21 protein-coding genes, 2 tRNA genes and 1 other RNA gene are annotated in these 22,393 nt (G+C 48.4%); 14 read left to right on the forward strand and 10 right to left on the reverse strand.

The features are described 5' to 3' along the window. Positions 1–434: EamA family transporter (locus ACWIZX_RS15010; RefSeq protein WP_448336368.1), on the forward strand; the 434-nt coding region annotated here is incomplete at its 5' end. Positions 435–505: 71 nt separating this feature from the next. Here ACWIZX_RS15010 and ACWIZX_RS15015 read toward each other — a convergent pair. From ACWIZX_RS15015 to ACWIZX_RS15045, 7 genes are all read right to left on the reverse strand, one after another. After that, positions 506–580: transfer RNA gene (locus tag ACWIZX_RS15015), tRNA-Pro, on the reverse strand. Between the two features lie 60 nt (positions 581–640). After that, positions 641–1,048: a bacteriohemerythrin gene (locus ACWIZX_RS15020; protein WP_322794463.1), complete on the reverse strand. Its 408-nt coding sequence runs from the start codon at positions 1,046–1,048 to the stop codon at positions 641–643. An 82-nt stretch (positions 1,049–1,130) separates the two neighbouring features. Continuing rightward, the gene (locus tag ACWIZX_RS15025; protein ID WP_322794464.1) at positions 1,131–1,871 is read right to left on the reverse strand and encodes a class I SAM-dependent methyltransferase; all 741 of its coding nucleotides are present in this window, start codon (positions 1,869–1,871) and stop codon (positions 1,131–1,133) included. Continuing rightward, positions 1,868–3,055, reverse strand: coding sequence for a PqqD family peptide modification chaperone (locus ACWIZX_RS15030; protein ID WP_448336369.1), 1,188 nt, complete (start codon positions 3,053–3,055; stop codon positions 1,868–1,870). Before ACWIZX_RS15030 ends, ACWIZX_RS15025 begins: the two co-directional genes overlap by 4 nt. A gap of 15 nt (positions 3,056–3,070) precedes the next feature. Beyond that, positions 3,071–4,447, reverse strand: a complete 1,377-nt coding sequence (locus ACWIZX_RS15035) for a radical SAM protein (protein WP_448336370.1) — start codon at positions 4,445–4,447, stop codon at positions 3,071–3,073. A gap of 15 nt (positions 4,448–4,462) precedes the next feature. Next, a complete protein-coding gene (locus ACWIZX_RS15040; protein ID WP_448336371.1) occupies positions 4,463–6,157 on the reverse strand; it encodes a hypothetical protein in 1,695 nt (564 codons plus the stop codon). A 21-nt stretch (positions 6,158–6,178) separates the two neighbouring features. Then, positions 6,179–6,541, reverse strand: coding sequence for a hypothetical protein (locus ACWIZX_RS15045; protein ID WP_322793045.1), 363 nt, complete (start codon positions 6,539–6,541; stop codon positions 6,179–6,181). A gap of 177 nt (positions 6,542–6,718) precedes the next feature. Here ACWIZX_RS15045 and ligA point away from each other — a divergent pair, with 177 nt between their 5' ends. Beyond that, positions 6,719–8,746 carry an NAD-dependent DNA ligase LigA gene (gene ligA / locus ACWIZX_RS15050; RefSeq protein WP_448336372.1) on the forward strand — a complete coding sequence of 676 codons (2,028 nt, stop codon included), beginning with the start codon at positions 6,719–6,721 and terminating at the stop codon, positions 8,744–8,746. Positions 8,747–8,759: 13 nt separating this feature from the next. Next, complete coding sequence (locus tag ACWIZX_RS15055) at positions 8,760–9,953, forward strand: class I SAM-dependent rRNA methyltransferase (protein WP_448336373.1); 1,194 nt, start codon at positions 8,760–8,762, stop codon at positions 9,951–9,953. A gap of 47 nt (positions 9,954–10,000) precedes the next feature. On the opposite strand, the gene ssrA is transcribed toward ACWIZX_RS15055, so the two are convergent. Next, positions 10,001–10,394: a transfer-messenger RNA gene (gene ssrA / locus ACWIZX_RS15060) on the reverse strand. 106 nt (positions 10,395–10,500) lie between these two features. Here ssrA and ACWIZX_RS15065 point away from each other — a divergent pair. The 4 genes from ACWIZX_RS15065 (at position 10,501) to ACWIZX_RS15080 (ending at position 16,038) form a co-directional block, all read left to right on the forward strand. Beyond that, positions 10,501–11,433 (forward strand): magnesium transporter CorA family protein, encoded by a 933-nt coding sequence (locus ACWIZX_RS15065; RefSeq protein ID WP_448336374.1) that lies wholly within the window; start codon positions 10,501–10,503, stop codon positions 11,431–11,433. Between the two features lie 136 nt (positions 11,434–11,569). Continuing rightward, a complete protein-coding gene (locus tag ACWIZX_RS15070) occupies positions 11,570–12,325 on the forward strand; it encodes an ABC transporter ATP-binding protein (protein ID WP_448336375.1) in 756 nt (251 codons plus the stop codon). After that, the gene (locus ACWIZX_RS15075; protein ID WP_448336376.1) at positions 12,303–14,873 is read left to right on the forward strand and encodes an FtsX-like permease family protein; all 2,571 of its coding nucleotides are present in this window, start codon (positions 12,303–12,305) and stop codon (positions 14,871–14,873) included. The genes ACWIZX_RS15070 and ACWIZX_RS15075 overlap by 23 nt, the downstream gene beginning before the upstream one ends. After that, complete coding sequence (locus tag ACWIZX_RS15080) at positions 14,866–16,038, forward strand: lipocalin-like domain-containing protein (RefSeq protein ID WP_448336377.1); 1,173 nt, start codon at positions 14,866–14,868, stop codon at positions 16,036–16,038. The genes ACWIZX_RS15075 and ACWIZX_RS15080 overlap by 8 nt, the downstream gene beginning before the upstream one ends. A gap of 8 nt (positions 16,039–16,046) precedes the next feature. Here the strand turns inward: ACWIZX_RS15080 and ACWIZX_RS15085 are convergent. Beyond that, positions 16,047–16,120 (reverse strand) — tRNA-Val (locus ACWIZX_RS15085). An 81-nt stretch (positions 16,121–16,201) separates the two neighbouring features. Here ACWIZX_RS15085 and ACWIZX_RS15090 point away from each other — a divergent pair. The 3 genes from ACWIZX_RS15090 to ACWIZX_RS15100 all read left to right on the forward strand — a co-directional run bounded on the left by ACWIZX_RS15090 (position 16,202) and on the right by ACWIZX_RS15100 (position 18,852). Continuing rightward, positions 16,202–16,972, forward strand: coding sequence for a fumarylacetoacetate hydrolase family protein (locus ACWIZX_RS15090; protein WP_448336378.1), 771 nt, complete (start codon positions 16,202–16,204; stop codon positions 16,970–16,972). A gap of 262 nt (positions 16,973–17,234) precedes the next feature. After that, a complete protein-coding gene (locus tag ACWIZX_RS15095) occupies positions 17,235–17,984 on the forward strand; it encodes a response regulator transcription factor (protein WP_322794489.1) in 750 nt (249 codons plus the stop codon). A gap of 49 nt (positions 17,985–18,033) precedes the next feature. After that, on the forward strand, positions 18,034–18,852 hold the full coding sequence (locus tag ACWIZX_RS15100; RefSeq protein WP_448336379.1) for a sortase: 819 nt from the start codon (positions 18,034–18,036) through the stop codon (positions 18,850–18,852). On the opposite strand, the gene ACWIZX_RS15105 is transcribed toward ACWIZX_RS15100, so the two are convergent. Continuing rightward, entirely contained in the window at positions 18,846–19,517 is a 672-nt protein-coding gene (locus tag ACWIZX_RS15105; protein WP_448336380.1) for a hypothetical protein, read from the reverse strand. The genes ACWIZX_RS15100 and ACWIZX_RS15105 overlap by 7 nt on opposite strands. Positions 19,518–19,739: 222 nt before the next feature. Here ACWIZX_RS15105 and ACWIZX_RS15110 point away from each other — a divergent pair, with 222 nt between their 5' ends. The 4 genes from ACWIZX_RS15110 to ruvA are packed head-to-tail and all read left to right on the forward strand — an operon-like array spanning position 19,740 to position 22,385. Further along, complete coding sequence (locus tag ACWIZX_RS15110; RefSeq protein WP_322793776.1) at positions 19,740–20,495, forward strand: YebC/PmpR family DNA-binding transcriptional regulator; 756 nt, start codon at positions 19,740–19,742, stop codon at positions 20,493–20,495. A 5-nt stretch (positions 20,496–20,500) separates the two neighbouring features. After that, positions 20,501–20,989, forward strand: coding sequence for a crossover junction endodeoxyribonuclease RuvC (gene ruvC / locus ACWIZX_RS15115; RefSeq protein WP_322793777.1), 489 nt, complete (start codon positions 20,501–20,503; stop codon positions 20,987–20,989). Beyond that, complete coding sequence (locus tag ACWIZX_RS15120) at positions 20,986–21,810, forward strand: TrmH family RNA methyltransferase (RefSeq protein WP_448336381.1); 825 nt, start codon at positions 20,986–20,988, stop codon at positions 21,808–21,810. Before ruvC ends, ACWIZX_RS15120 begins: the two co-directional genes overlap by 4 nt. Then, positions 21,807–22,385: a Holliday junction branch migration protein RuvA gene (gene ruvA / locus ACWIZX_RS15125; protein WP_322793779.1), complete on the forward strand. Its 579-nt coding sequence runs from the start codon at positions 21,807–21,809 to the stop codon at positions 22,383–22,385. The genes ACWIZX_RS15120 and ruvA overlap by 4 nt, the downstream gene beginning before the upstream one ends. The last annotated feature ends 8 nt before the right edge of the window (positions 22,386–22,393 follow it).

Raw genomic sequence — 22,393 nt, forward strand, 5'->3', positions numbered from 1 at the left:
ATTCAACAGAATTAGAACGCGTTCCCATCAAGGAAATTTTCTATCCCTTGGGAACAGCGTTTTTGTTCACCTTGAGCATGTTTGTGATCAAGGATTTATTTGCGGGGAATTATCTTAATCCCTACACTTATTACCTGATTCGCGCCTTCTTAATTAGCGGCGTTTCCTGGATGATTACCAGACCCAATTTGGATTGGATCAATGGGATCAGTCTTTTGTTAACTGCTGGCAGGTTGATCTTTGTGATTGGGCAGTGGCTTTTTTTACTTTCGGCGTTGAAAGTTGGTCACCCAGCGGTGGTTAAAGCCATCTCAGACCTTTCTCCAATGGTTGTGATGATGTTTTCCTGGAGTTTGCTACGGGAAAAGCCATCTCCAATGCAGGTATTGGGGATGGTGGTAATACTGGCGGGTGGAAGTGTGTTAGCACTTTAATGAAAGGGAATGTGCCACAACCCTTTTAAAGAAAAGATCCCCTACCATTCATTTCTGGCTGGGGATAACTGTCGGGGCGAGAGGATTTGAACCTCCGACCTCTTGCACCCCATGCAAGCGCGCTAGCCGGACTGCGCCACGCCCCGATGGACAGAGGCTATTATATTCCGAAAAGGATGTTTTGGCAACCTTTTGGATGGAAAATGCTATTTTTCACCTTTGGCTTCAAAAAAATTACTGTAGGCTTTATCTTCGTCCAGAATGTGGTTGACCAGCCATTCCTTCAAAAAATTCATCATCTGAATACTCAAACCGATTTTGCCCTCTTTATATTGATTCTGGAATTCGATAACCTGTTGGGTTAAGCGATCGTGTGAGGCTTTGTGATCGGCGTATTGGGGGTAGGCGTGCTTGAGCATCAGGGCTTCTTCGCTGGAGAAGTGTTTTCGCGTATAGTCCACCAGTTCCTCCAGAATCTTGCCTAATTCTACTTGTCCCTTGCCGACCTTCATGGCTTCGTATAGCTGATTAATCAAGCTAACCAGCTGCTGATGTTGATGATCGAATTTGGTAATTTTTACCGAGTAACGGTCTTCCCACTTAATCAGAGCCATCTATTTTATTTCTCCTGGTTTTTATGAATCTCACTTGAATATATGCCTTGTGGTTTGTTTTTGCCATAAAATTCAGGTAAATTTATCTTGGAACAAATCCGATGGCATAAAAGGTTGGCACAAATAAGATGCGGGTGCCTTCCAGCCAGGCGTGGCGGTCGGCTTTCTCCAAAGCTTCAATTTCCTCGGGCGCCAGATACCCTTGTAAATCCGAACGAATCACGGCCCATTCCATATCCAAATCTTGGGGGTACGTTTGATCATTGGCCCACTGGGCTGCCATTACTCCACTTTCAATGTTGATTAATCCGGCATCTCGAAACCAGCCGCGAATCTTTCTTCCTGTAGTGGGGTCTGCACCTTGATCGCGGAGGGATTGGGTTTGATAGTGTCCGATGGCTGAAAGGGCGGGGGGATGGTCTATCCTTCCGCCGTAATCCGGCTCTGCCATGGCAATGATTGCACCCCCACGGCGGGTGATTCGGCGCATTTCCTTAAGTACTTCGCCTCCGTTGACCCACATCAGAAAATAATGACAAATCGAAAAATCCACACTCTCCGATGAAAGGGGCAGCCTGTGGCCGTCTGAACAGAGCAATGAAGCGGAAGGTATTAAGTAACGGGCAATCAGGAGGCTGGAGAAATCAATGTCCAATCCCATGACCCGGCCGCCGGCTGAAAAATCCTGCAAAACTGCGCCGCCGCCGCAGCCAACCTCCAGGATGCGATGATGGGGTTGAATGCCGGCTTTTTGGATCAGATAAGCACGCAGCTGGGCAGTCCACCGCGCCTGTTGTAAAAAACGCAGGTGCCAGTCAATCATGCCTGGTTCTGATTCAAAGCCTGCGCATTTTGCCAGATCTTTGTCCAATCATCGGTGAGGAAGTTGCCTAATAAAATGGTTTTACCCTGTGCGGGCAGGACATCGCCATCGGGTTCGACATAAAGCCACGCGTTGCCTGCGCCGTCAAAGTATTCCCCAATCCCTTCACTTTGCAACTCAAGACTGATGGGATTTAATTCGGAATAAGGAACCGGTAAATCCCAAACGATGGACATTTCATGGGCGAAGGCTTGTTCCTGTACCTGTTGGAGCATAGACTTCATCGAAAGGTCTTCGATACTGAGGCTAAGGGATTTGACATTCAGTTCAACCAGTTTATTCAGGATTTCGGTGATACGGTGCTGGTTGCGGCTGGTAATGGTGAGATGTACGGTTACATACAAATCGGAAGCAAGCGAATCGCGGATGGCTTCCCAACAGTAATCTTCATTCTCGTCCAGCACAATCATCAAATGATCAAGGCCGGCCTGAAGAATTTCGGTCAGAAATTTATGCTCCGAAAAGCGGTAGCCGTTACTGAGCACGCCGGTTACCATGCCCAGTTTTTCTGCAAATTCAACCAGTTCAACCAAATCGGGGCGTAGCGTGGGTTCTCCACCGGTGAAAATTACGTGGGGGATGCCGGCTTTCCAGGCTTTTTCCAGTATAGTCTGCCACTCTTGGGTTAATAACTCTCTTTTGACCCTTTCTACCGGTGTGGAGCCAACCGCACGAGGATGGGGTGTGGCATAGGTCAGAGCGCAATCAAGGCGCAGAGGTGCACTCAGCCGTCGTTCATGGACGTTTACGCGTTCAAATTCCAGATAAGTAACTGGGTCGAGATCGGTGGTTTCGATTAGGGTCATCAAACGCTCGCGGAAAGAGATAAAATCCTGTCTGGCTTGTTCTTTGCTAACCCGATAGCGTTTGGATAGTTCGTTGGCCACTTCTTCTTCATTGTGCTGTTGAATGAGGTGATAAGCGTATTCAGTGCCGGTCTGGTTGAGGTGAAGCACTGTCGAAGCATTGATAATGAGGATGCTGTTTCCATCTGGCTCAATTCGGAGATGAAGCCGGTAGGGTAAGGCGGCTTCAGGTGGAGCGTTGAAGGTATAAACCCCTGCTGCAAGCGGTTGAACGGGTTGAAAGAAACGATTGAATGTCTCTCGAATTCGATTAATCATGACCACCTCCGGTTTTCAATGGGAAATTGGTTGTTTGGCCGCTAAAGCTTCGCGGGCGAGAGGACATCCGCCGCCGCATTCAACCACTAATCCACAATCGTGGCATTTGGCTGGTAAGTTCCGACGCTCTCTCAAGGATAACGCCAGATCATGATTCCAGATTTGATCCCATGAATCGTTTAGAATATTTCCAAGTGAGGTGTAATACGATTGGCACGGCAGTACACTTCCGTCCGGTTCAATGCACATGTTATACAGGGCAGCAGTGCACCCCTTTACGCCCAATTCCATTTGAACGGGGTCAAAATTACAGTATTCGGTAGGGGTGTACCAGATCAGGCGCTGATTGTATTGGGTGGTTTTTGTGCGGGCAATATCCAGCAAGGCAGGCAATTCACTCTCCGGAATACCGGTGTTTACATTGCGTCCTCGACCGGAGTAAATCAGGGCATTTAAGCCAATGGTCGGCACCCCAATTTTTCCCAAAAAATCCAGTGTTTCGCTTAAATAAGGGGCGTTGTCTTTCAAGAGGGTGGTATTGGTCATTACAAACAGGTGCGTCTTTAAGGCATTGGTCAAGCCTTTTACGGTTTCCTGCCACGCGCCTTTGTGGAGAACCATGTGATCGTGAATGTCAGGAATATGGGATTCAAAAGTGATCTGGACGTGATCCAGTCCAGCGTTGATGAGCTGGTTGAGAAAGCCAGTATCTTGCAGTCGTCTTCCGTTGGTATTAATACCAGTGATCTGACCGTTGCGTTCGGCATGAGCAATTAGAAGTGGAAGATCATCGCGCAGTGTAGGTTCGCCACCCGTAAAAACGATGTGCGGGATTCCAATCTCCCACAGCCTATCCAATACCGAATACCAGTATTGCGTATCTTTTTCCGGGAAGGCGCGCGATCTTGCGTTATAACAGTGAGCACACGCATTGTTGCAGCGATAGGTCACTGCCAGATCCATGCGGTAAGGCCGGCTGGGTTGTTTGCTAAAGGGTGGAATGGTTTCAATCTCCAAATCACAAATCGGGCATTCGCCTTCAGGAAGGATCAGTGCATGCAGCTGTTCAGCGAAAGCATGGTAGTCTTGCAGCGCTTGCCGGCGGGAAACCTGGAAGGTGTGAGTCAGCCATCCAATTGCCTGAGTTTCCTGCACTTTGCTCAAGATCAGATAGGCCATGAGCGTGGCAGATGGATTAAAGTGAAAGATACGGCTGGCATTGATGAGTAATGTCCCGCTCTGGTCGGGTTCAATGCGTAAGTGAACGCGTGCTTTTCCGCCGTTTTCCTCCACCGAAAAACTGTAAAGGCCAGCTGACGGTGGAAAAGTCAGATTTGGGGGGCGGATACTTCCCCGGAGTTTTTCGAGCCAGCGGTTTGAGAAGAGGGACATGCTAGAACTCTCCCATTAGCGTCCGCCACCGGCACAGGCACAGGCACAGCCCGCGCAGGCGCATGCACACGCACAACCACCGCCTCCTCCTGAACGTCCGCTGTAGGAGGATGTTTTTGGCGGAGGATTGGTTTTACTGGTGATTCTTTCGGTGAAAGTATTCACATTGCCGAGGACACCGGCTGAGAAGGATTGAACGCCTTTGACCATTGAGGCGGCAAAGTCTGAACCGGGTAGTTTGGGCAGAGTAACGTTGCCACTGCCGCTGGGGGCAGGCACAGTCGTTTTTGCCATTCCGCCACTACCGGAAGAAGGCGCAGAGCGAATGACCGGATCATAACGCCACCACCAGGTTGGCACCCGTACCGGTCCGGTTTGGAAGACTTCGCGGGTGCGGTCATCCCAGCGACGGTCGATCATCGTCCAATCCATGACCTGTTCGTAGACATCTGACTTGACTTCGGGGGTTTCGGCGGCGGCGACTTGCTGCCAGGCTTTTTCCATGATGGTTTTGTAGTAATCAATGGTCTCTTTACGGCTAAAGCCTTTCATTTTCTCGGTAACCGATTTGATAAGCCCGACAACCGTATCCTGCAGTATACTTTCTTTTAGTTTTTTATTGGTCTGTTGAAAGGCTTCGAGAAACTTTAATTCATACGGCTGGAGATTTTCGGGCAGGGGATCGGTTATTTTTAAAACCAGCGGTTCGCGGCTTTCAACGATTGCAGCGCCTTTTTTCAAAACCGAAAAGAGGATCATGGTTAATACTTTATCCAATGGTTGTTCCATCAGAACAGCGGCTTCAACGGCGGTCAGGCCTCGCTTAATCCCGTGACCCTCGACGGCGATTTTGGGTGGCATATATTGCAGCTTGCGCCGACTTGCCGCAATAGCCGACAGAATGGGAATGAGGAAAAAGAAACCGATAAATCCAGCGGTGCATAAAAAGCCCATGATTGCATCAATATCCACGGTACGCAAGTTGGGCGTTTCGGTTGCAACAACCACCTGGGCCGGTACAAGTCGAATTGGGAAGGATGCTCCAAATTTGTAGCTGGTGTAGGCATTTGCGTTTTCAGCGTACCAGGTGTAGTAAACCCGGCCCTGGTTGTCAAAACCGGTCTCGACCGGTTCATCGCTACCCGGCCAGTTACCAGAAGGGGTATGGTAGCGAGGTTCTTCAGGTTTCAAACCGGCTGGTAATACAATGGTGAAAAAATATTCGGTTGTGCCGCGGGTAAAATCTCTGCTGAAATAATTTGGAGTGATGACGATACTGGCGTACTCTTCGGCTTCTTGCAGGGTGGATTTACCCAAGACGCGCTCGACTTTTCCAACATACACGTGCAAAGTCCCGGTTTGACCAGCCTGAATGGCATTTCCTCCTAAATGGATTTCAACCCCCGGTGAGACATACTCCGAGGGGCGAATGAGGGTGGCAGGTTTTCCGTTAATTTCAGCGGAGATGGATTTAAGGTCATAATTTGAATTAGGCAGACCAATATCTATAATGTCTATGGCATCCCGGGCGGGTAAGTTTTTGAAGGTAATGGTGTAATCGAGGCTGATACTTCCATCTGAATTGACAAAAACAACCACCTCTTGTTTGGGTACTTCAAAAGATAAATTTTGGGCCTGAACGGGTTGGATGCTCAATCCGAGCATCATTGCAATAATCAACCATAAAAGAAAAAGACGAAGAGTTCGCATCTTACCCTCCCGATGTACTGCTTACCATTTTGGTTCTTCAGTCAATTGATAAGTTGTGTGACAATAAGGGCAGGTGACCACGGGCGCACCGGCGACCATTTTGATGTCTTCCGGCTTCAGTGTTCCGCCGCAAGAACGGCATTTGATCGCATCCATGTTTACATTGCCGGGGAGGTCAATTTTGAGGGTAACATTGGTTTCATCAGGCTTGGTTGGTTTTCGTGTAGCCAGAAAGACCAGAGCCAATCCAATTCCCACGGTGATCATTCCTACCGGAATCCAGCCGACCGAACCCTGATCACCGGTGGAACCCCAAATGAACAATACCCCGAAAAAAATCAGAATTCCACCAACGATCAAAGCAATAATTTTCCATGCGCTCATGGGCACCTCCAGTTAAATTTCAGTGTATCATTTTCTAGTCGGCATGACAATTTGACAAAACTCATATTTGTAGTCTAAAAATTACCCGAAATTAACTCATTGTCATTTTGATTGTATACGAGAATTTCGAATCCTGGTTTTACCTTCCTGCTATAATTCGTTTGGGAGGAGGCTGGAATGGGAGAAGACTCTTTAAAGCAGGAATACGAAAATCTCAAGAAAGAATTAAATTATCATTCCTATCGCTACCATGTTTTGGATTCACCGATCATCAGTGATTTTGAGTATGATCGGATGATGCAGCGATTACTGCAAATTGAAGCCCAACACCCGGAATGGATTACTCCCGATTCGCCCAGTCAACGGGCGGGGGCAGAACCACTGGAACGGTTCGTCAAGGTGCGTCATCCTGCCCCAATTTTGAGTCTGGCCAATGGATTTGGCGCTGCTGACGTGCGGGCATGGTATGAACGGTTGGTTCGGCTGGATGAGCGGGTCCTGAATACCGATTTTGTTGTGGAGCCAAAAATAGACGGTTTAACTGTTGTGCTACATTATTTGGACGGCCAATTTGTGCTGGGTGCCACCCGCGGAGACGGGGAAGTGGGTGAAGACATTACTGCAAATTTACGCACCATCAAGTCCCTGCCGATGTGGATTCCGATCAGTCCGGATGGGCCTGCGGCGGAAGGGCGGTTGGTGGTACGCGGTGAGGCATTTATCAATATTCGGGATTTTGAAATCCTCAACCAGCGTCTGGTGGAGCAGGGAGAAAAGCCATATCTCAACCCACGCAATACGGCTTCAGGATCTTTGCGCCAACTGGATCCAAAATTGACGGCTTCCCGTCCGCTGAGACTATTGGTTTACCAGATTGTTCAGAGCGATCAGCCTGCACCAGAAACTCAATGGGAGACTTTACAACGTTTACGTGAATGGGGCTTTCCGGTCAGTGATCAAGTTACTTATTGCAAAAACATAGAGGAAGCTATTCGTGTTTGTGAAGAATGGGCAGAAAAACGGGACACTTTGCCTTATGAAGCCGATGGGATGGTCATTAAAATCAATGATTTGCGGCTGGCTGCGGATTTGGGGGTGGTTGGGAAAGATCCACGCGGCGCATTGGCTTTCAAGTTTCCAGCGCGAGAGGTTACAACCCGTTTGCTGGATATCGGAATTAATGTTGGCCGAACCGGAGTGTTAACCCCCACGGCCATTTTGGAGCCGGTTGAAGTTGGCGGGGTAATTGTCAAGCAGGCTACCCTGCACAATTTTGACTATATTTTCGAGAAAGATATTCGAATTGGCGATCGGGTTTTAATTAAGCGTGCCGGTGATGTCATCCCATATGTCATTGGGCCGGTGGTGGAAGCCAGAACGGGGGAGGAACGGGTTTTCGAACCACCAAAAAACTGCCCGGCTTGTGGTCAGGCTGTTGAACATGTGGAGGGAGAAGTAGCCTGGTATTGCGTTAATGCTGCCTGCCCGGCTCAATTGATTCGCAATGTCGAGCATTTTGTTTCGCGTGGAGCAATGGACATTGTGGGATTGGGAATTAAGATTGTGGAACAATTGATTGCTGCCGGTCTGGTTAAAGATGTGGCGGATTTATACCGCTTGAAGAAGAAAGATTTGCTTCAACTGGAAGGTTTTGCAGAAAAAAAAGCCGATAACCTGCTTCAAGCCATACAAGAATCAAAGAACCGCCCATTGCAAAGGTTGATTTTTGCGCTGGGTATTCGAGGGGTGGGTGAAGTACTTGCCGGTGATCTGGTCAAGTATTATTCCGATTTGGATGCATTGAGCCGGGCAACGTTTGAAGAGCTGCAGGAAATTGAAGGAGTCGGCCCGAACATTGCGCAGGCAATTGTGGATTGGTTCAATCGGCCGTCTAACCGTCAATTGCTGGAAAAGTTAAAGTCGGTTGGGGTCTGGCCAGTTGCTGAAAAAACTGCACCTGCACCTGAAAAGCAACCCCTTCAAAATCTGACCTTTGTCGTTACCGGGACGCTCCCGAATTTTACCCGCGAAGAGGTCAAGCAGTATATTCAACGTTTTGGTGGTAAGGTCAGCGATAGTGTTTCAAAAAAGACCGACTATCTGGTGGCCGGAGAAAATGCCGGTTCAAAGCTGGAAAAAGCGCGCGAACTGGGTGTCAAAGTAATTGATGAACAAATGCTGAGAAAATTGGCTGGCGAAGATTGATTATCAATTGAAAATGACCAGTAAAAAAATTATCTTAAAGCCCGGAAAAGAAAAATCAATACTTCACCATCATCCATGGGTGTTTTCTGGCGCGGTTGCTTCTTCATCGGGTAATCCGCAGCCCGGCGAAACGGTAGAGGTGCTGAGCAGCGGAGGTGAGCGTCTGGGCTGGGCTGCTTACAGTCCGTATTCTTCGATCCGGGCGCGGGTTTGGAGTTTTGATCCTGATGAAGTGATCAATGAAGAATATTTTTATCGAAAAATTGAGGCAGCTGCACGTTTGCGTACCGCAATAAACATCACAAAGGAAACCAACGCTTTCCGCTTGGTTCACGGCGAGGCGGATGGTGTCCCCGGTCTAATTGTGGATTGTTACCCCGATGTTGCCGTAGTACAGATTCTTTCTGCAGGGGCGGAATACTGGCGAGATGTGCTGATTGATCAGGTTCAGCAGATTACGGGGTGTAAAACTGTGGTAGAACGCTCGGATGTGGAAGTTCGTCATCTGGAGGGCTTACCAATACGAGAAGGATTAATCCGAGGGGAAAATTTGCCGCCTCGAATTAAAATTGAAGAAAACGGCCTTCATTACTGGGTAGATGTGATCGGCGGTCAAAAAACTGGCTTTTACCTCGACCAGCGCCAGAATCGCAAGCGAATTATGGCATTGAGTAAAGATCGTGAGGTCTTGAACGCTTTTTGTTATACCGGGGGTTTTACGTTGTGCGGGCTGGCTGGTGGTGCGAGGAGTGTGTTATCCATTGACTCCTCAGCAAATGCGCTGACCCTTGCTGCCGAGAATCTGGCTTTAAACGGTTTCAACCCTGCGCTGAACCAGTGGGTGGAAGGAAATGTTTTCAAAGAATTGCGTACTCTGCGCGATCGAAACAAACAATTCGATTTGATTATTTTGGATCCGCCAAAATTTGCTCCGACCGCTGCGCAGGCGCAAAAGGCAGCCCGCGCCTATAAAGATATCAACCTGTTAGCCTTTAAATTGCTGCGCAATGGGGGGATTCTGGTTACATTTTCTTGTTCGGGCGGGGTGGGCAGGGATTTGTTTCAGAAAATTGTTGCAGATGCAGCGTTGGATGCCGGGGTAGAGGCGAAAATTGTTGAAATGCTCAGTCAAAGTGCTGATCACCCGGTGGCTTTGAATTTTCCAGAAAGCGCTTATCTCAAAGGGCTAATTTGTGTCGTGGGATGATGAATCGAAGGGACGACACCTAACCCGGATGTCGTCCCTTATGAATATGGTGGAGATGGCGGGAATCGAACCCGCGTCCGAAAGATTAGACCCACGAACTTCTACGAGCGTAGTTGGTCTTTGTTCTCACGGGGGATGCGCTGACCAACAGAACACATCCACCGTCAGCCGCTCGGACCCTAGAGCCCTCTTTCGCATTCTGCGCGGCGAAGAATGCGGCAGCCTGACTTTGTCACGCCTGTTCTGCTACCGGTCAGGCAGCGGAGCAGACAGACGTGGCCTCACGTGGAGACCATTTGCGCTCAACCCGGCTTAGGCAGCCAGAGGAAGAGCAGCGTAGTTTGTGCGATTGGCACTTGTTTTTTGTGCTGATTTTACGAGTTCGGCACCTCTCGGCTCGCAGTCCGGGATCAGCCTCTCCCGTCGAGACCGTTCATCCCCGGTGCTTTTTGATTATATCACTTAAAGTTAAATTTTTTATAAAAATCCATAAACCTCTGGCTGGTAGTAAAATTGGTTTGAATTATCACGTCATTGGCGAGGGGTTATGATCAAAATTTATAAAAGCACTGAAAATGGATTGATACAACTGGACGATTTTATCCCCAACTGCTGGATTAATGTGGTGGATCCTACCCCCGACGAGATCGAGCGTCTTTCGGTGGAGGGTATTCCGATGGACTTCATCACCTACCCGCTCGATCTGGATGAACGGGCACGCACTGAGCGAGAAGACGATGGAAAAATGCTGATCCTGATCCGTATTCCCTATTATCAGGGGCCGAAAGCGGATGCTCCTTATATCACTATTCCGCTTGGGATAATCCTCACGGACCAGTATATTATTACAGTTTGCCGGTGGCAGACCGATATCATTCGTGAATTTGAAAGCGGGCGGGTTAAGGGTTTGTCAACCGCCAAGCGCATTCGTTTTGTCCTGCGCATTTTGTTGAGCAATGCTTCGAAGTTCCTGGCGTATTTGCGGGAAATTAATCGCAATGTGGAACAAACTGAGGACCGTTTACAACAGTCTCAACAAAACAAAGAAGTGCTGGAGTTGTTGCAGTATCAGAAAAGCCTGGTTTATTTTACGACTGCTCTAAAAGCCAACGAACTCTTGCTGGAAAGGCTGCAGCGCACACAATTGTTTCGCATGTACCCGGATGATGAGGATTTGCTGGAGGATGTGATTACTGAAAATCAGCAGGCGATTGAAATGGTGAATATCTCTTCGAACATTCTCAGCAATATGATGGATGCCTTTGCCTCGATCATTTCAAACAATCTGAATGTGGTCATGAAAATTCTGGCTTCAGTCACCATCCTGGTCAGCCTGCCCAATATGATTACCAGTTTTTATGGGATGAATGTAGATCTTCCATTGCAGGAAAACCCCATTGCGTGGGAGTTTATTTTGGGAGTGTGTTTATTCATGGTAGGGGTTGCTTTATTCATCTTCGCCAGGAAGCGTTGGTTTTAGTTTGTTCCAGGAAGTTAAGACGGGCATCTTGCCCGTTTTTTGTTTAAGCAACGAGATGGTTTGTACAGTTTTTTTACAAAGCAGGGGTTTATCAGTACAATCAGAAAAGTGTTCACGTGAAAGGAATTGATTGATCATGAATCGCATTGCGGTAATACCTCTAAACAGATCAGTTTCTCCTGCCGGTCAATTAACGGATGCATTTATCCAGTTGATTAATCTCAAAAAGACGTACTCAGAAGGGGGCGAGCGGCGAGTTATTCTGGAGGGCGTTAACTTAACGATATCGAAGGGTGAAACCCTGGCAGTAGTGGGTAAAAGCGGAAGCGGTAAAACCACCCTGTTGAATGTTTTAAGCGGTATTGACCGGCTGGACGAGGGAGAAATTGTCATTGGCGATGTTTGCTTGAATGACCTGAACGAACATCAGCGCACGATGTTCCGCCGGGAGAAGATTGGTTTTGTCTTTCAATTTTTCAATCTCATTCCTACTCTAACAGTCTGGCAAAATGTTATTTTACCGCTTGACTTAAATCATCAGGCAGACCGGGTTGGTTTGGAGCGGGCAGAAGCCTTGCTGGATGAGGTAGGACTGCTTTCACGTAAAAATGCTTACCCCGACAGACTTTCTGGAGGAGAGCAACAGCGGGTCGCAATTGCAAGGGCGCTGGTTCATGACCCCTTGTTGGTTTTGGCGGACGAGCCCACCGGCAATCTGGACGAGGTGAATAGCGCCAAACTACTGGATTTGATTGATCGGTTGACACGGCGAATGAATAAAAACCTGATCATGGTGACGCACAGCCGCGAAGCGGCTGCAATTGCCGACCGGGTAATGGATTTGCGGGACGGAAAACTGGAAGAACGGCATGCGCAAATTGCAGCAGATTAGAATACCCAAAAGTCTTTTTCGCATCGCACTCCAGACTCTACTGAATCGCCCCTGGCAAAGCGTTTTGATCCTGTTGGGGGTGGCGTTGGGTGTGGCAGTGATGGTCTCGATTGATCTTGCCAATGCCAGCGCAAGCCGGGCGTTTGAATTGAGTACAGAGGTGATCACTGGCAAGGCCACTCATCAAATTATTCCCTCTGGAAGTGGAATCCGGGAAGAGGAGTATGTACGATTACGGCGAACAGGTGCGTTGAATCTGGCTGCCCCGGTTATCTCCACCTATGTTTCGATCCCGGCTGTCAAAGGCCAGGCTTTTCAACTGCTGGGGATTGATGCTTTTGTGGATGCTGCTTTTCGTGATTACTGGCAACCCGATTCGTTCAGCGGACAGGCATTTTTTGACCTGATTACCCGACCGGCAACCGTGATGGTTTCCAATAATCTTGCAGAGCGGTTGGGTTTAACCACTGGCGATGAACTGGTGATTGAGGTGGCTGGTCAAAATCGTTCGGTTTGGATCGCAGGAATTTTACAGCCGGCCGACCGATTGGCGGCGCGCAGTTTGGAGGGTATCTTGTTGGCAGATGTTGCCACTGCGCAGGAAATCAGTGGCAAGACCGGTTATCTGGATCGAATTGATCTGATCATCCCTTCTGGTGATGAGGCAGCCATTCAACAAATTCAATCTCAACTGGCACCCGATTTGAAGATCGAAGCTGTGGAAGCGAGGCAGGGAAGCATCCGCCAGATGACTGAGGCTTTTCAGCTGAACCTTTCGGCCTTGTCTCTGCTTGCGCTGGTGGTTGGATTATTCCTGATTTATAACACCATGACCTTTTCCGTTGTCCAAAGACGGGATTTGTTCGGCGCGATGCGCTGTCTTGGAGTCACTCGACGAGAGCTTTTTATCATGGTAAGCGGCGAAGCGTTCATTATCGGGCTGCTTGGTTCGGCGTTGGGAATCCTGCTCGGCGTTTTACTGGGCCGGAATACGGTAGGGATGGTTTCCCAGACCATCAATGACCTTTACTTCACCACCACAGTTCAATCGGTTGGTGTTCCGCTGGAAAGTTTGATCAAAGGTGGTGTTTTGGGTATGCTGGCTACTCTTGGGGCAGCACTTCCGCCGGCGTTGGAGGCGGCTTCGGTGGAGCCGCGGTTGGCTTTATCCCGTTCGGGGTTGGAGCGAAAGGCGAAGGCGGTGGTTTGGTTGCTGGCATTGGGTGGGGTTTTGCTGATTGCGTCTGGTTATCTGCTGTTTCAAATTCCCGGTAATCATCTCCTGTTTGGTTTTGGAGGTACCTTGCTGGTTGTAGTAGGTTTGGCAATGTTCTCGCCGGTCTTAATGCGGTTTTTGTTAGAAGCTTTCAAGCCCTTTTTGGAGAAAATCTTTGGATTTTTGGGAAGGATGGCGCCGGGTAATCTGTTGAATTCACTCAGCCGTACGGCTGTGGCAGTATCCGCATTGATGGTAGCAGTTGCCGTAACCATTGGAGTAAGTTTGATGATTGACAGTTTCCGCTTTACCGTGACGCAATGGTTGGAGCAAACCCTGCAAAGTGATGTGTACATTTCTGTGCCGGGATTTAATGCCAATTCTTCGCTGCTTCCCATTGATCCGCTGGTGATTGAGCAGCTGCAGAGCAGGGATGATATCGAACGGATAGACACTCTCCGAGCAACCAGGGCGATCAGTCAATTCGGAGAAGTCAACCTGTCGGCTACATTCAACCCCCAAATTGGAGCGGAGCGGTTTTTCAAAGAGTCCATCGGCAGTGCCGAAAAAATTACCCAAGCCATGCAAGAGGGGCAGGTGATCATATCCGAGCCGCTGGCTAATCGTGCCAACCTGAAGGTTGGAGATCAGATTGTTTTTCAAACTCCCTCAGGAATGCAATCCTTCAAAATTGCCGGTATCTTTTATGATTATGCCTCCAGTGAGGGGAGTGTCCTGATGTGGCAGGAAGTGTATCGTCAATGGTGGGCGGATGATGCGGTAACGGCGATCGGTTTACGGCTGAAAGATGGAATCAGCGCTGACGATGCCGCCAGACAAATTCAGCAAAATTTACAAACAGACCAAAATTTACTGGTTCGGGCAAATGCTGCTTTACGGGAAGATGTGATGGAGGTGTTTGACCGAACCTTTGCAATTACAGCTGCTTTGCGCATTTTGGCAACCGTAGTCGCTTTGATCGGCATCCTCAGCACCCTTTCTTTGCTGCAAATTGAAAAACAACGGGAAACCGGCATTCTCAAGGCATTGGGTGTTACCGGTCGTGAATTGTGGCGTTTGGTAATGTTGGAAACCGGTTTGATGGGTTTGATTGCCGGTTTGCTGGCTGCACCGACCGGCTATGTGCTGGCTGTTATCTTGATTGAGGTGATTAACTTGCGGTCATTTGGCTGGACAATTCTGCTTTCTGTAAATCCTTTGGCCTTCTTACTGGCCGTCATGATCGCGTTGGGGGCTGCGTTGGTAGCTGGTATCTTCCCGGCGATTAAAATGAATCGTCTTTCGGCTGCGGAGGCAATTCGTTATGAGTAAATATCAAACCATAATGGTTTTGGGGTTAGGGTTGATCGTTTCTGTACTGGCAAGTCAATTTGGTTTTCCTTCCATGGAGAAATCTGCAAGCGGTCAGGCAGGTGTGATCGAATATTTGCCTGTGGCAGTCGAGGGTAATTTTGCACGGGCAGAGGCGCCAATACCCTTTGAATTTCCCAAAGATCACGGCGCACATAACGACTTTCAAACGGAATGGTGGTATTACACCGGCAATTTGGCGACTGAGTCGGGTCGGCGTTTTGGGTATCAGTTAACCTTTTTCCGACGCGCGGTTGTACCGCCAGAAATGCGAATTGACCGTCCTTCGGATTGGTCGGTTGAACAGGTTTATCTGGCGCATTTTGCATTAACCGATGTACAAACCGGTCAGTTTTATGCCAATGAGAAAATCGGACGGGGTGCTGCCGGCCTGGCCGGGGCAGTGGGAGAACCTGCTTATCAAGTGTGGTTGGATGAGTGGCAGGTTGTGCAGGTGGGTGAGAATGAATACTTAATACAAGCGAAAACGGATCAGGTGGCGGTTGAATTGCAATTGATTAATCGCAAAGGCGAGATATTACAGGGTGAGGAAGGATACAGTCGCAAGGGTGAGGAAGCCGGAAACGCCTCGTATTACATCAGTCAAACAAGGCTAGAAACAAGAGGGAAAATTACGGTATCGGACATTGATTATACGGTCAGTGGACTAAGCTGGATGGATCACGAGTTCAGCACCAGCGCCCTGGGTGAAGATCAGGTGGGGTGGGATTGGTTCTCGCTCCAACTGAATAATGACACGGAAATCATGCTGTTTACTCTCCGAAAAGAGGATGGAAGCATTGACCGTTTTTCAAGCGCAACTTTGATTTTAGCGGATGGGAGAGCGCAAAGGTTCAATGCGAATCAATTCATAGTTGAAGTCAAGGAACAATGGCTAAGCCCAAAAACCGGGGCAGTGTATCCATCCAGATGGCAGATTTTTATCCCAGAGGTTGATATTCTTTTGGATGTCCGTCCGCTTATTCCGGATCAGGAACTGGTGGTATCTTACATATATTGGGAGGGAGCCGTGTTTGCACAGGGAAATATGGGGGATCGGGCGGTCAGCGGTTATGGATATGTGGAATTGACTGGTTACGGGCAATCCATGCGCGGACGATTTTAAGGGATTTGTGGGCGGAACAGGACTCGAACCTGCGACCCCATCCTTGTAAGGGATGTGCTCTAACCTACTGAGCTATCCGCCCCTTGCAAAAGGTGGCAATATTATACCTTGTTTCTTTGTTCTGTGTTAAACTCGGTGAAAATAATCCCATGGTGAGGGTGGTATGAGATTTGTGCGTTTTCAGGTTGATCGGGAAGAACCCCGCTGGGGGTGGATCTTTGAGGATCGAATCGGGCCAATAGACGGGAATATCTTTGGGGATTACCGCCGCCTGCCGGCAGAAATGCCGCTCGAGTCAGTAACCTTATTAACACCCGTCCAGCCAACCAAAATTATTTGTATTGGCAGAAATTATGTAGATCACGCCCGTGAGCATGGGGTTGAGGTTCCAGAAATCCCCTTAATTTTCCTCAAGCCTCCCTCCAGTCTGATTGGGCATCGGCAGGCTATTGTTCTACCACCGCAATCCAAGCAGGTTGAACATGAGGCTGAATTGGGGGTTGTCATCGGAAAAAAGGGACGTTGGATAACGGCTGATCAAGCCGGTCGTTTTGTTTTTGGTTATACCGTTGCAAATGATGTGACTGCTCGCGATCTGCAACGTAAGGATGGCCAGTGGACACGCGGCAAGGGTTTTGATACATTCTGTCCCGTTGGTCCGTGGGTGGAAACGCAGATTGATCCTTATGATTTATTAATTACCTGTCGGGTGAATGGCGATGTTCGGCAAATGGCTTCGACCCGAGATATGGTTTTTTCCATTCCGCAGTTGATAGCCTTCATCTCCTCGGTCATGACGCTGGAGCCGGGTGACTTGATTTTAACGGGGACGCCCGCCGGCGTTGGCAAGCTGGAAGCGGGCGATAAGGTTCAAATTACCATTGAAGGAATCGGAGAGTTGATTAATCCGGTAATCAGTGAGGCGAACTCGTGAAAAGAGGCGGTTTTTTATAGTTTAATGATGGTTAGTATTGACAAACCGATTTTTTTTACTATAATGAAGTTAACTTCTATATTTTGAGCAATTAAGTCTCATTAAAAAACACCATACTCTTTAGAAGAGGCGGCGTTGATCTGAATGCTGAAATTGGTCGCTTTGCCCGTTGCGCAAACGGAGCAGGCATTCAGGGAGCCAATAGCGAAACCGGCCTGGCGCCGGTTTTTGTATTTGAAAAACAGCCAAGGAGGAAAAAGCGATGGAAACACCCCGGGAAGAAGTTGGAGCGGATCTGGATGAATTTTATGCCAGTGAGCGTCCGCGGGTTCTGGTTGTGGAGGATGACCAGGATACGGCCTTTTTGCTCAAGCAAATTCTTCGCCATGCTGGCTTCGATGTGCTCAGCGCTTCGAATGGGAAAGAAGCGCTCAACAAAGTCAGTCTCAGTTTTCCCGATTTGATCGTACTAGACTTGATGATGCCCGAGATGGATGGGTGGGAAACGGTAGATCGGCTGCGTGAAATTAGCAACACTCCCATCATTGTGGTGACTGCATTGACCAATAAAGATAATGTGGTTACCTGCTTGCAAAAAGGTGTGGATGACTACATGACCAAACCTTTTTACAAGGCAGAAGTGGTGGCACGGGTCAATGCCGTTTTACGTCGCTCAAAATCCAACCGCGAAGGTAACCGCTATGTCTTTCCGCAGATTGGGCTGGCAATTGATACACAAACCCGCGAAGTGCGCCTCCGCAATACGCGGATTCAATTGACCGGTAAGGAATTTGGTGTGCTGCTGATGCTTGCCAAACACGCACCGGAGATTGTGCATTACCAAAAAATTGCACAAGGGGTTTGGGGAAGGGACTTTCCGCAGGCGCGGCAGCGTATTAAGTATCTGGTATACCTGCTTCGCCAGAAATTTGAAGAAGTTGATCCTGCCTTTGCGGAGCGCATCATCAACATTGACCGCTTGGGTTATAAACTCAACACGGGTGAGGAATAATCCTGAGAGTAACAATACGAATACTGAACCATAGCAAAGTTTGTAGCGAGTGATTAACCGAAAATCAAAACCATTAGTTCTTATTGGTATTTTGTTCGTTTTGGTCGGGATTACCGGTTCGGTACTGTCTGTTGCTGAACTGGTGGGTGTACAATTTGCCAGTTTTGAAGATTGGGAACAAAATCAGGGTGAGACGGGGTTTATTCCACTTTCTGTGCCTTTGAATCTGGAAAGTGAATATGCACAAGAGGGTTTACCACCCCTGCCCACTTTGCCTGCCTTGCCGGAAATTACTCCCGGCTCAAGCAGCGGAAACGAGCCAAATTCACCCACTCCCATCCCGGTTTTTACGATTACTCCCCAGGCTACCCGACCGGCGGTCATCCCAACCCGTCTGATCATTCCATCTATTCAGTTAGACGCACCCGTTGTTCCGACCAAAGCCAAACAAACCCGAATTGGTGGGGAGGTGTACGAACAATGGCAGGCGCCCAACAAGTTTGCCGCAGGTTGGTATACCGGTTCGGCAGTTTTAGGGCAGGCAGGTAACACAGTGCTGGTTGGACATCATAACGTGGATGGCAAAGTCTTTGAAAATTTGCACAAGCTCCAACCCGGCGATGAAATTGTTTTGATTGGGGGTATGGTTGGTTATCGCTATCAGGTAGTCAATGTGATGATTCTGCCTGAGCGCAATGTGGACGTTCAGACACGGCTGGAAAATGCGCGGTGGATTCTGCCTTCTGAGGATGAACGGATTACGCTGGTTACCTGTTGGCCGGCATGGACGAATACCCACCGGTTGATCGTCGTTGCTCAACCGGTGGGCGAACCACTTACCATCTCTGAAGAACCTGCTGCTTATTGAATTGGATAAGTTGTCATGGCTTCAATCGGCCTGGCAATGATGAAGATGCGCCCCCATGAAAGCTCACCCTCTTTTTCAATACAGGTCTGCAGGACAAGTGTATCTTTTTGGGTGTAAATCTCGTAGAACAAGTCGGTTGCAGTGATTACTTTTTTGTCCGGGTCTGCAAGGTTGACGAATTTTGAATAAGGGCTGTTAGGGGTTAATGCCTGATAGCGGCGGATTTCCTCAATCTGATATTCCTGAAAGGTTTTATCGCCATACACAATGGTGAGAATATCACCTTCCTGAAATTTGAAAAAAGTCTGTCCCATCAGGTAGTTATGAGCCAGCAGCGCCGTTACCCCGTATTGACCCGCAAGACTGAATTGGGTCAATTTCTGTGGATCGGTGCTGACAAAACCAGGAGCGTTTTTTGGCTGCTGAATGATTTCTGCCTGCAATAGCACAGGATGAAAAAGGCCAACCGGCGAAGAGCTTTGTTGAGGTTTGGCAACCTGCTCAATAAATAATTCCAGCGGATCTTGAGTTAATTGAACAATAAAGGGCGGGCGTCCATCCAGATATACAGGTAATCCCGTGAGGGGGATTGTCTGTTCAAGGGGAACCATGATGGTATTAAGGAAAATGGGCAGCATCAGAAAAAAATGTTGTAATTTCACCATGATCATCTGTGGTCATTTTTTGGATTTTGTATTGTTTCAGTAATAATTTAGTATTATAACGGTGATAAATCAATATCAAATGCGGGGTTGTAAACTTTCTGTAAGTTATGAGGTCCTGACAGCCTATTTTGGAAAAATCACGATGTTGGGGACAGCGGCATGGTATAATTTAGAAAATTTTGACAGTCTGGCACTTGTTCAGGTTTTGAAGGAGAACACAATATGTCTGGTCATTCCAAGTGGGCAACCATTAAACGCAAGAAAGGTGCTATGGACGCCAAGCGCGGGCAATTGTTCACCCGCCTGACGCGGGAAATTGTCCTTGCGGCACGGGAAGGTGGAGGAGACCCGGCAACCAATTTCCGTCTCCGGCTAGCGGTTGAAAAAGCACGCAGTCAAAATATGCCAAAAGAGAATATTGAACGTGCCATTAAGCGAGGCACGGGAGAATCCAAAGACGGCGCTGCATTTGAAGAGGTCTTCTATGAAGGTTATGCTCCACACGGTGTAGCCTTAATGATCGAATGCGTCACTGAAAACCGCAATCGCACCGTTGCTGAGATACGCCATGTGTTGACTCGCGCAGGCGGCAGTTTGGGAGAGGCAGGTTCGGTTGCCTGGCAATTCAAACGCGCAGCATATTTTGCAGTTCCTGGCGATGAATCTGTCATGGAAAAATTGTTTGATGTTGCCGTTGTTGCTGGCGCTGAAGATGTCAATTACGATGACGGCACCATTGAGATTATTGGCCCGGTAGAATCGTTCAAAACCCTTTCGGATGCTTTGCGTCAGGCCGGTTATCAACCGGAAGACGCAGGTTTACGGATGATTCCGACCTCAGAAATGGAGCTTGGAACGGAGGAAACCTTGCAGGTCTTGCGGGCGGTTGAAAGCCTTGAAGATCTGGATGATGTGCAGAATGTGTATCACAATCTGCGCATTTCTGAGGAGGCAATGGCTACTCTGGCTGAGGAATAGCCCTCGTGTTGGTGGTGGGTATTGATCCGGGGGTTGCGACCACCGGCTACGGTGTGGTTCGTGATACAAGAAACGGAATTTTACTGGTGGATTATGGTGTTGTAACCACCCCACCCAACCTGGTTCTGGCACAGCGCCTATTATTGCTGCATCAGGAACTGGAAAAAATAATTCAACTCCACCGTCCGGAAAGTGCGGCGGTGGAGAAATTGTTTTTTCAAAAAAATGTGACCACTGCCATAGCAGTTGGGCAGGCAAGAGGTGTGGCCTTGCTGACGATGGCAGAAAATCAGATTGAAGTGAGTGAATACACTCCGCTGGAAGTCAAACAGGCAGTTGCTGGTTATGGATCTGCCGATAAAAAGCAGGTTCAGTACATGGTCAAGGCAATACTGAATATGGAAGTGATTCCAACACCTGACGATGCAGCCGATGCACTGGCAATTGCCATTTGTCATCTGCATAGTGTGCGATATAAAAATTTGGAAAAATGATTACCAGCCTATCCAACCCAACCATCAAACAAATCCGAAAATTGCGTGAGCGGAAGGAACGGCAGCAAAGTGGTTTATTTTTTGTTGAAGGTTTGCGGATTGTGGGTGAAGCGCTGGATTCAAACTGGCACATCGAACTCTTGATTTACAGTCCGACATTATTAAACAGCCTTTTTGGTCAACAACTGATAGAAAAGTTTCAAACCTCTGGCGGTAGAGTGTTACCTGTCAGTGAAGAAGTGTTTATTTCTCTTTCTTCCAAAGATGGACCCCAGGGAATCGCAGCCGTGATTCATCAAAAGTGGACTGAATTGGAGGATATCGTGCCTCAGGATGAGGAAATTTGGGTAGCCCTGGATTCGGTGGCAGACCCGGGCAATTTGGGGACAATTCTGAGGAGCAACGATGCAGCCGGCGCAAGGGGGGTGATCCTGTTGGACCAGTGTACCGATCCCTATGACCCGATAAGTATCCGCGCCAGTATGGGGGCGGTTTTCAATCAGGTGTTGATCAGGGCCAGTTTTCAACAGTTCGCTAATTGGAAGAAGATCCATTCCATCCCTGTCATTGGCACTTCAGATAAGGCCAAAATAGACTACCACTTTTTCGATTATCCCATCCGCATGGTTTTACTGATGGGCAGTGAGCGGCATGGCTTGCAGGAAAAGCACTTTGCCATTTGCGATGAAATGGTGGCAATTCCCATGCTGGGTAAAAGTGATTCTCTTAATCTGGCAGTGGCAACAGCGTTGTGTGTATATGAAATTTATAATAAGAGGCGGGAAAATCGTCTACGACAGGAGGGCAATTCAATTTCATGATCGTTCATCTGCAAGGCGAAGTGGTTAGAAGCGACCGAGACAGTCTGGTGATTCAAGTTGGAAGCATTGGGGTAAAAGCGTTTGTACCGGTTACCACCGCACGGCAAACGCGGGTTGGGGATGCTGTTTTTTTGCATACCCATCTGGTTGTGCGCGAAGATGGATGGTCGCTTTATGGTTTTGAAACCGAAATGGAGAGGGACTTTTTCATCCTTCTACTGGGCGTGAATGGCGTTGGTCCGCGGATGGCGTTATCCATCCTTTCCACCCTTTCAGTGGAAAATATTCGTCAGGCAGTATTCAACGAACAGGCCGAACTTTTTGCGCGTGTGCCGGGGGTTGGCAAACGGACAGCCCAAAAAATTTTATTGCACTTACAGGGTAAAGTGGGTGAGGGAGGTCCCCTACAGCAGGCTATTAGCCTTATGGATGTTGACCTGCAAGTTTTAGAAGCCCTGACGGCGTTGGGCTATAGCGTCGTTGAAGCCCAAAGTGCAATTCAATCTCTGCCGCGGGATGCTTCTGAAGATGTGGAAGAGCGATTGCGGCTTGCTCTTCAATTTCTTTCGAAGTAAAAAAGGAT

It is taken from the genome of Bellilinea sp. (assembly GCF_053501535.1).

What these genes read in the sequence shown, in the direction of transcription:
- ACWIZX_RS15040 (WP_448336371.1), bottom strand. Translation starts at nt 6,157, where the DNA reads ATGCGAACTCTTCGTCTTTTTCTTTTATGGTTGATTATTGCAATGATG.
- ACWIZX_RS15045 (WP_322793045.1), bottom strand. Translation starts at nt 6,541, where the DNA reads ATGAGCGCATGGAAAATTATTGCTTTGATCGTTGGTGGAATTCTGATT.
- ACWIZX_RS15110 (WP_322793776.1), top strand. Translation starts at nt 19,740, where the DNA reads ATGTCTGGTCATTCCAAGTGGGCAACCATTAAACGCAAGAAAGGTGCT.
- ACWIZX_RS15030 (WP_448336369.1), bottom strand. Translation starts at nt 3,055, where the DNA reads ATGATTAATCGAATTCGAGAGACATTCAATCGTTTCTTTCAACCCGTT.
- ligA (WP_448336372.1), top strand. Translation starts at nt 6,719, where the DNA reads ATGGGAGAAGACTCTTTAAAGCAGGAATACGAAAATCTCAAGAAAGAA.
- ACWIZX_RS15075 (WP_448336376.1), top strand. Translation starts at nt 12,303, where the DNA reads ATGCGCAAATTGCAGCAGATTAGAATACCCAAAAGTCTTTTTCGCATC.
- ACWIZX_RS15020 (WP_322794463.1), bottom strand. Translation starts at nt 1,048, where the DNA reads ATGGCTCTGATTAAGTGGGAAGACCGTTACTCGGTAAAAATTACCAAA.
- ACWIZX_RS15070 (WP_448336375.1), top strand. Translation starts at nt 11,570, where the DNA reads ATGAATCGCATTGCGGTAATACCTCTAAACAGATCAGTTTCTCCTGCC.
- ACWIZX_RS15095 (WP_322794489.1), top strand. Translation starts at nt 17,235, where the DNA reads ATGGAAACACCCCGGGAAGAAGTTGGAGCGGATCTGGATGAATTTTAT.
- ACWIZX_RS15090 (WP_448336378.1), top strand. Translation starts at nt 16,202, where the DNA reads ATGAGATTTGTGCGTTTTCAGGTTGATCGGGAAGAACCCCGCTGGGGG.
- ruvA (WP_322793779.1), top strand. Translation starts at nt 21,807, where the DNA reads ATGATCGTTCATCTGCAAGGCGAAGTGGTTAGAAGCGACCGAGACAGT.
- ACWIZX_RS15120 (WP_448336381.1), top strand. Translation starts at nt 20,986, where the DNA reads ATGATTACCAGCCTATCCAACCCAACCATCAAACAAATCCGAAAATTG.
- ACWIZX_RS15065 (WP_448336374.1), top strand. Translation starts at nt 10,501, where the DNA reads ATGATCAAAATTTATAAAAGCACTGAAAATGGATTGATACAACTGGAC.
- ACWIZX_RS15025 (WP_322794464.1), bottom strand. Translation starts at nt 1,871, where the DNA reads ATGATTGACTGGCACCTGCGTTTTTTACAACAGGCGCGGTGGACTGCC.
- ACWIZX_RS15080 (WP_448336377.1), top strand. Translation starts at nt 14,866, where the DNA reads ATGAGTAAATATCAAACCATAATGGTTTTGGGGTTAGGGTTGATCGTT.
- ACWIZX_RS15035 (WP_448336370.1), bottom strand. Translation starts at nt 4,447, where the DNA reads ATGTCCCTCTTCTCAAACCGCTGGCTCGAAAAACTCCGGGGAAGTATC.
- ACWIZX_RS15055 (WP_448336373.1), top strand. Translation starts at nt 8,760, where the DNA reads ATGACCAGTAAAAAAATTATCTTAAAGCCCGGAAAAGAAAAATCAATA.
- ACWIZX_RS15105 (WP_448336380.1), bottom strand. Translation starts at nt 19,517, where the DNA reads ATGGTGAAATTACAACATTTTTTTCTGATGCTGCCCATTTTCCTTAAT.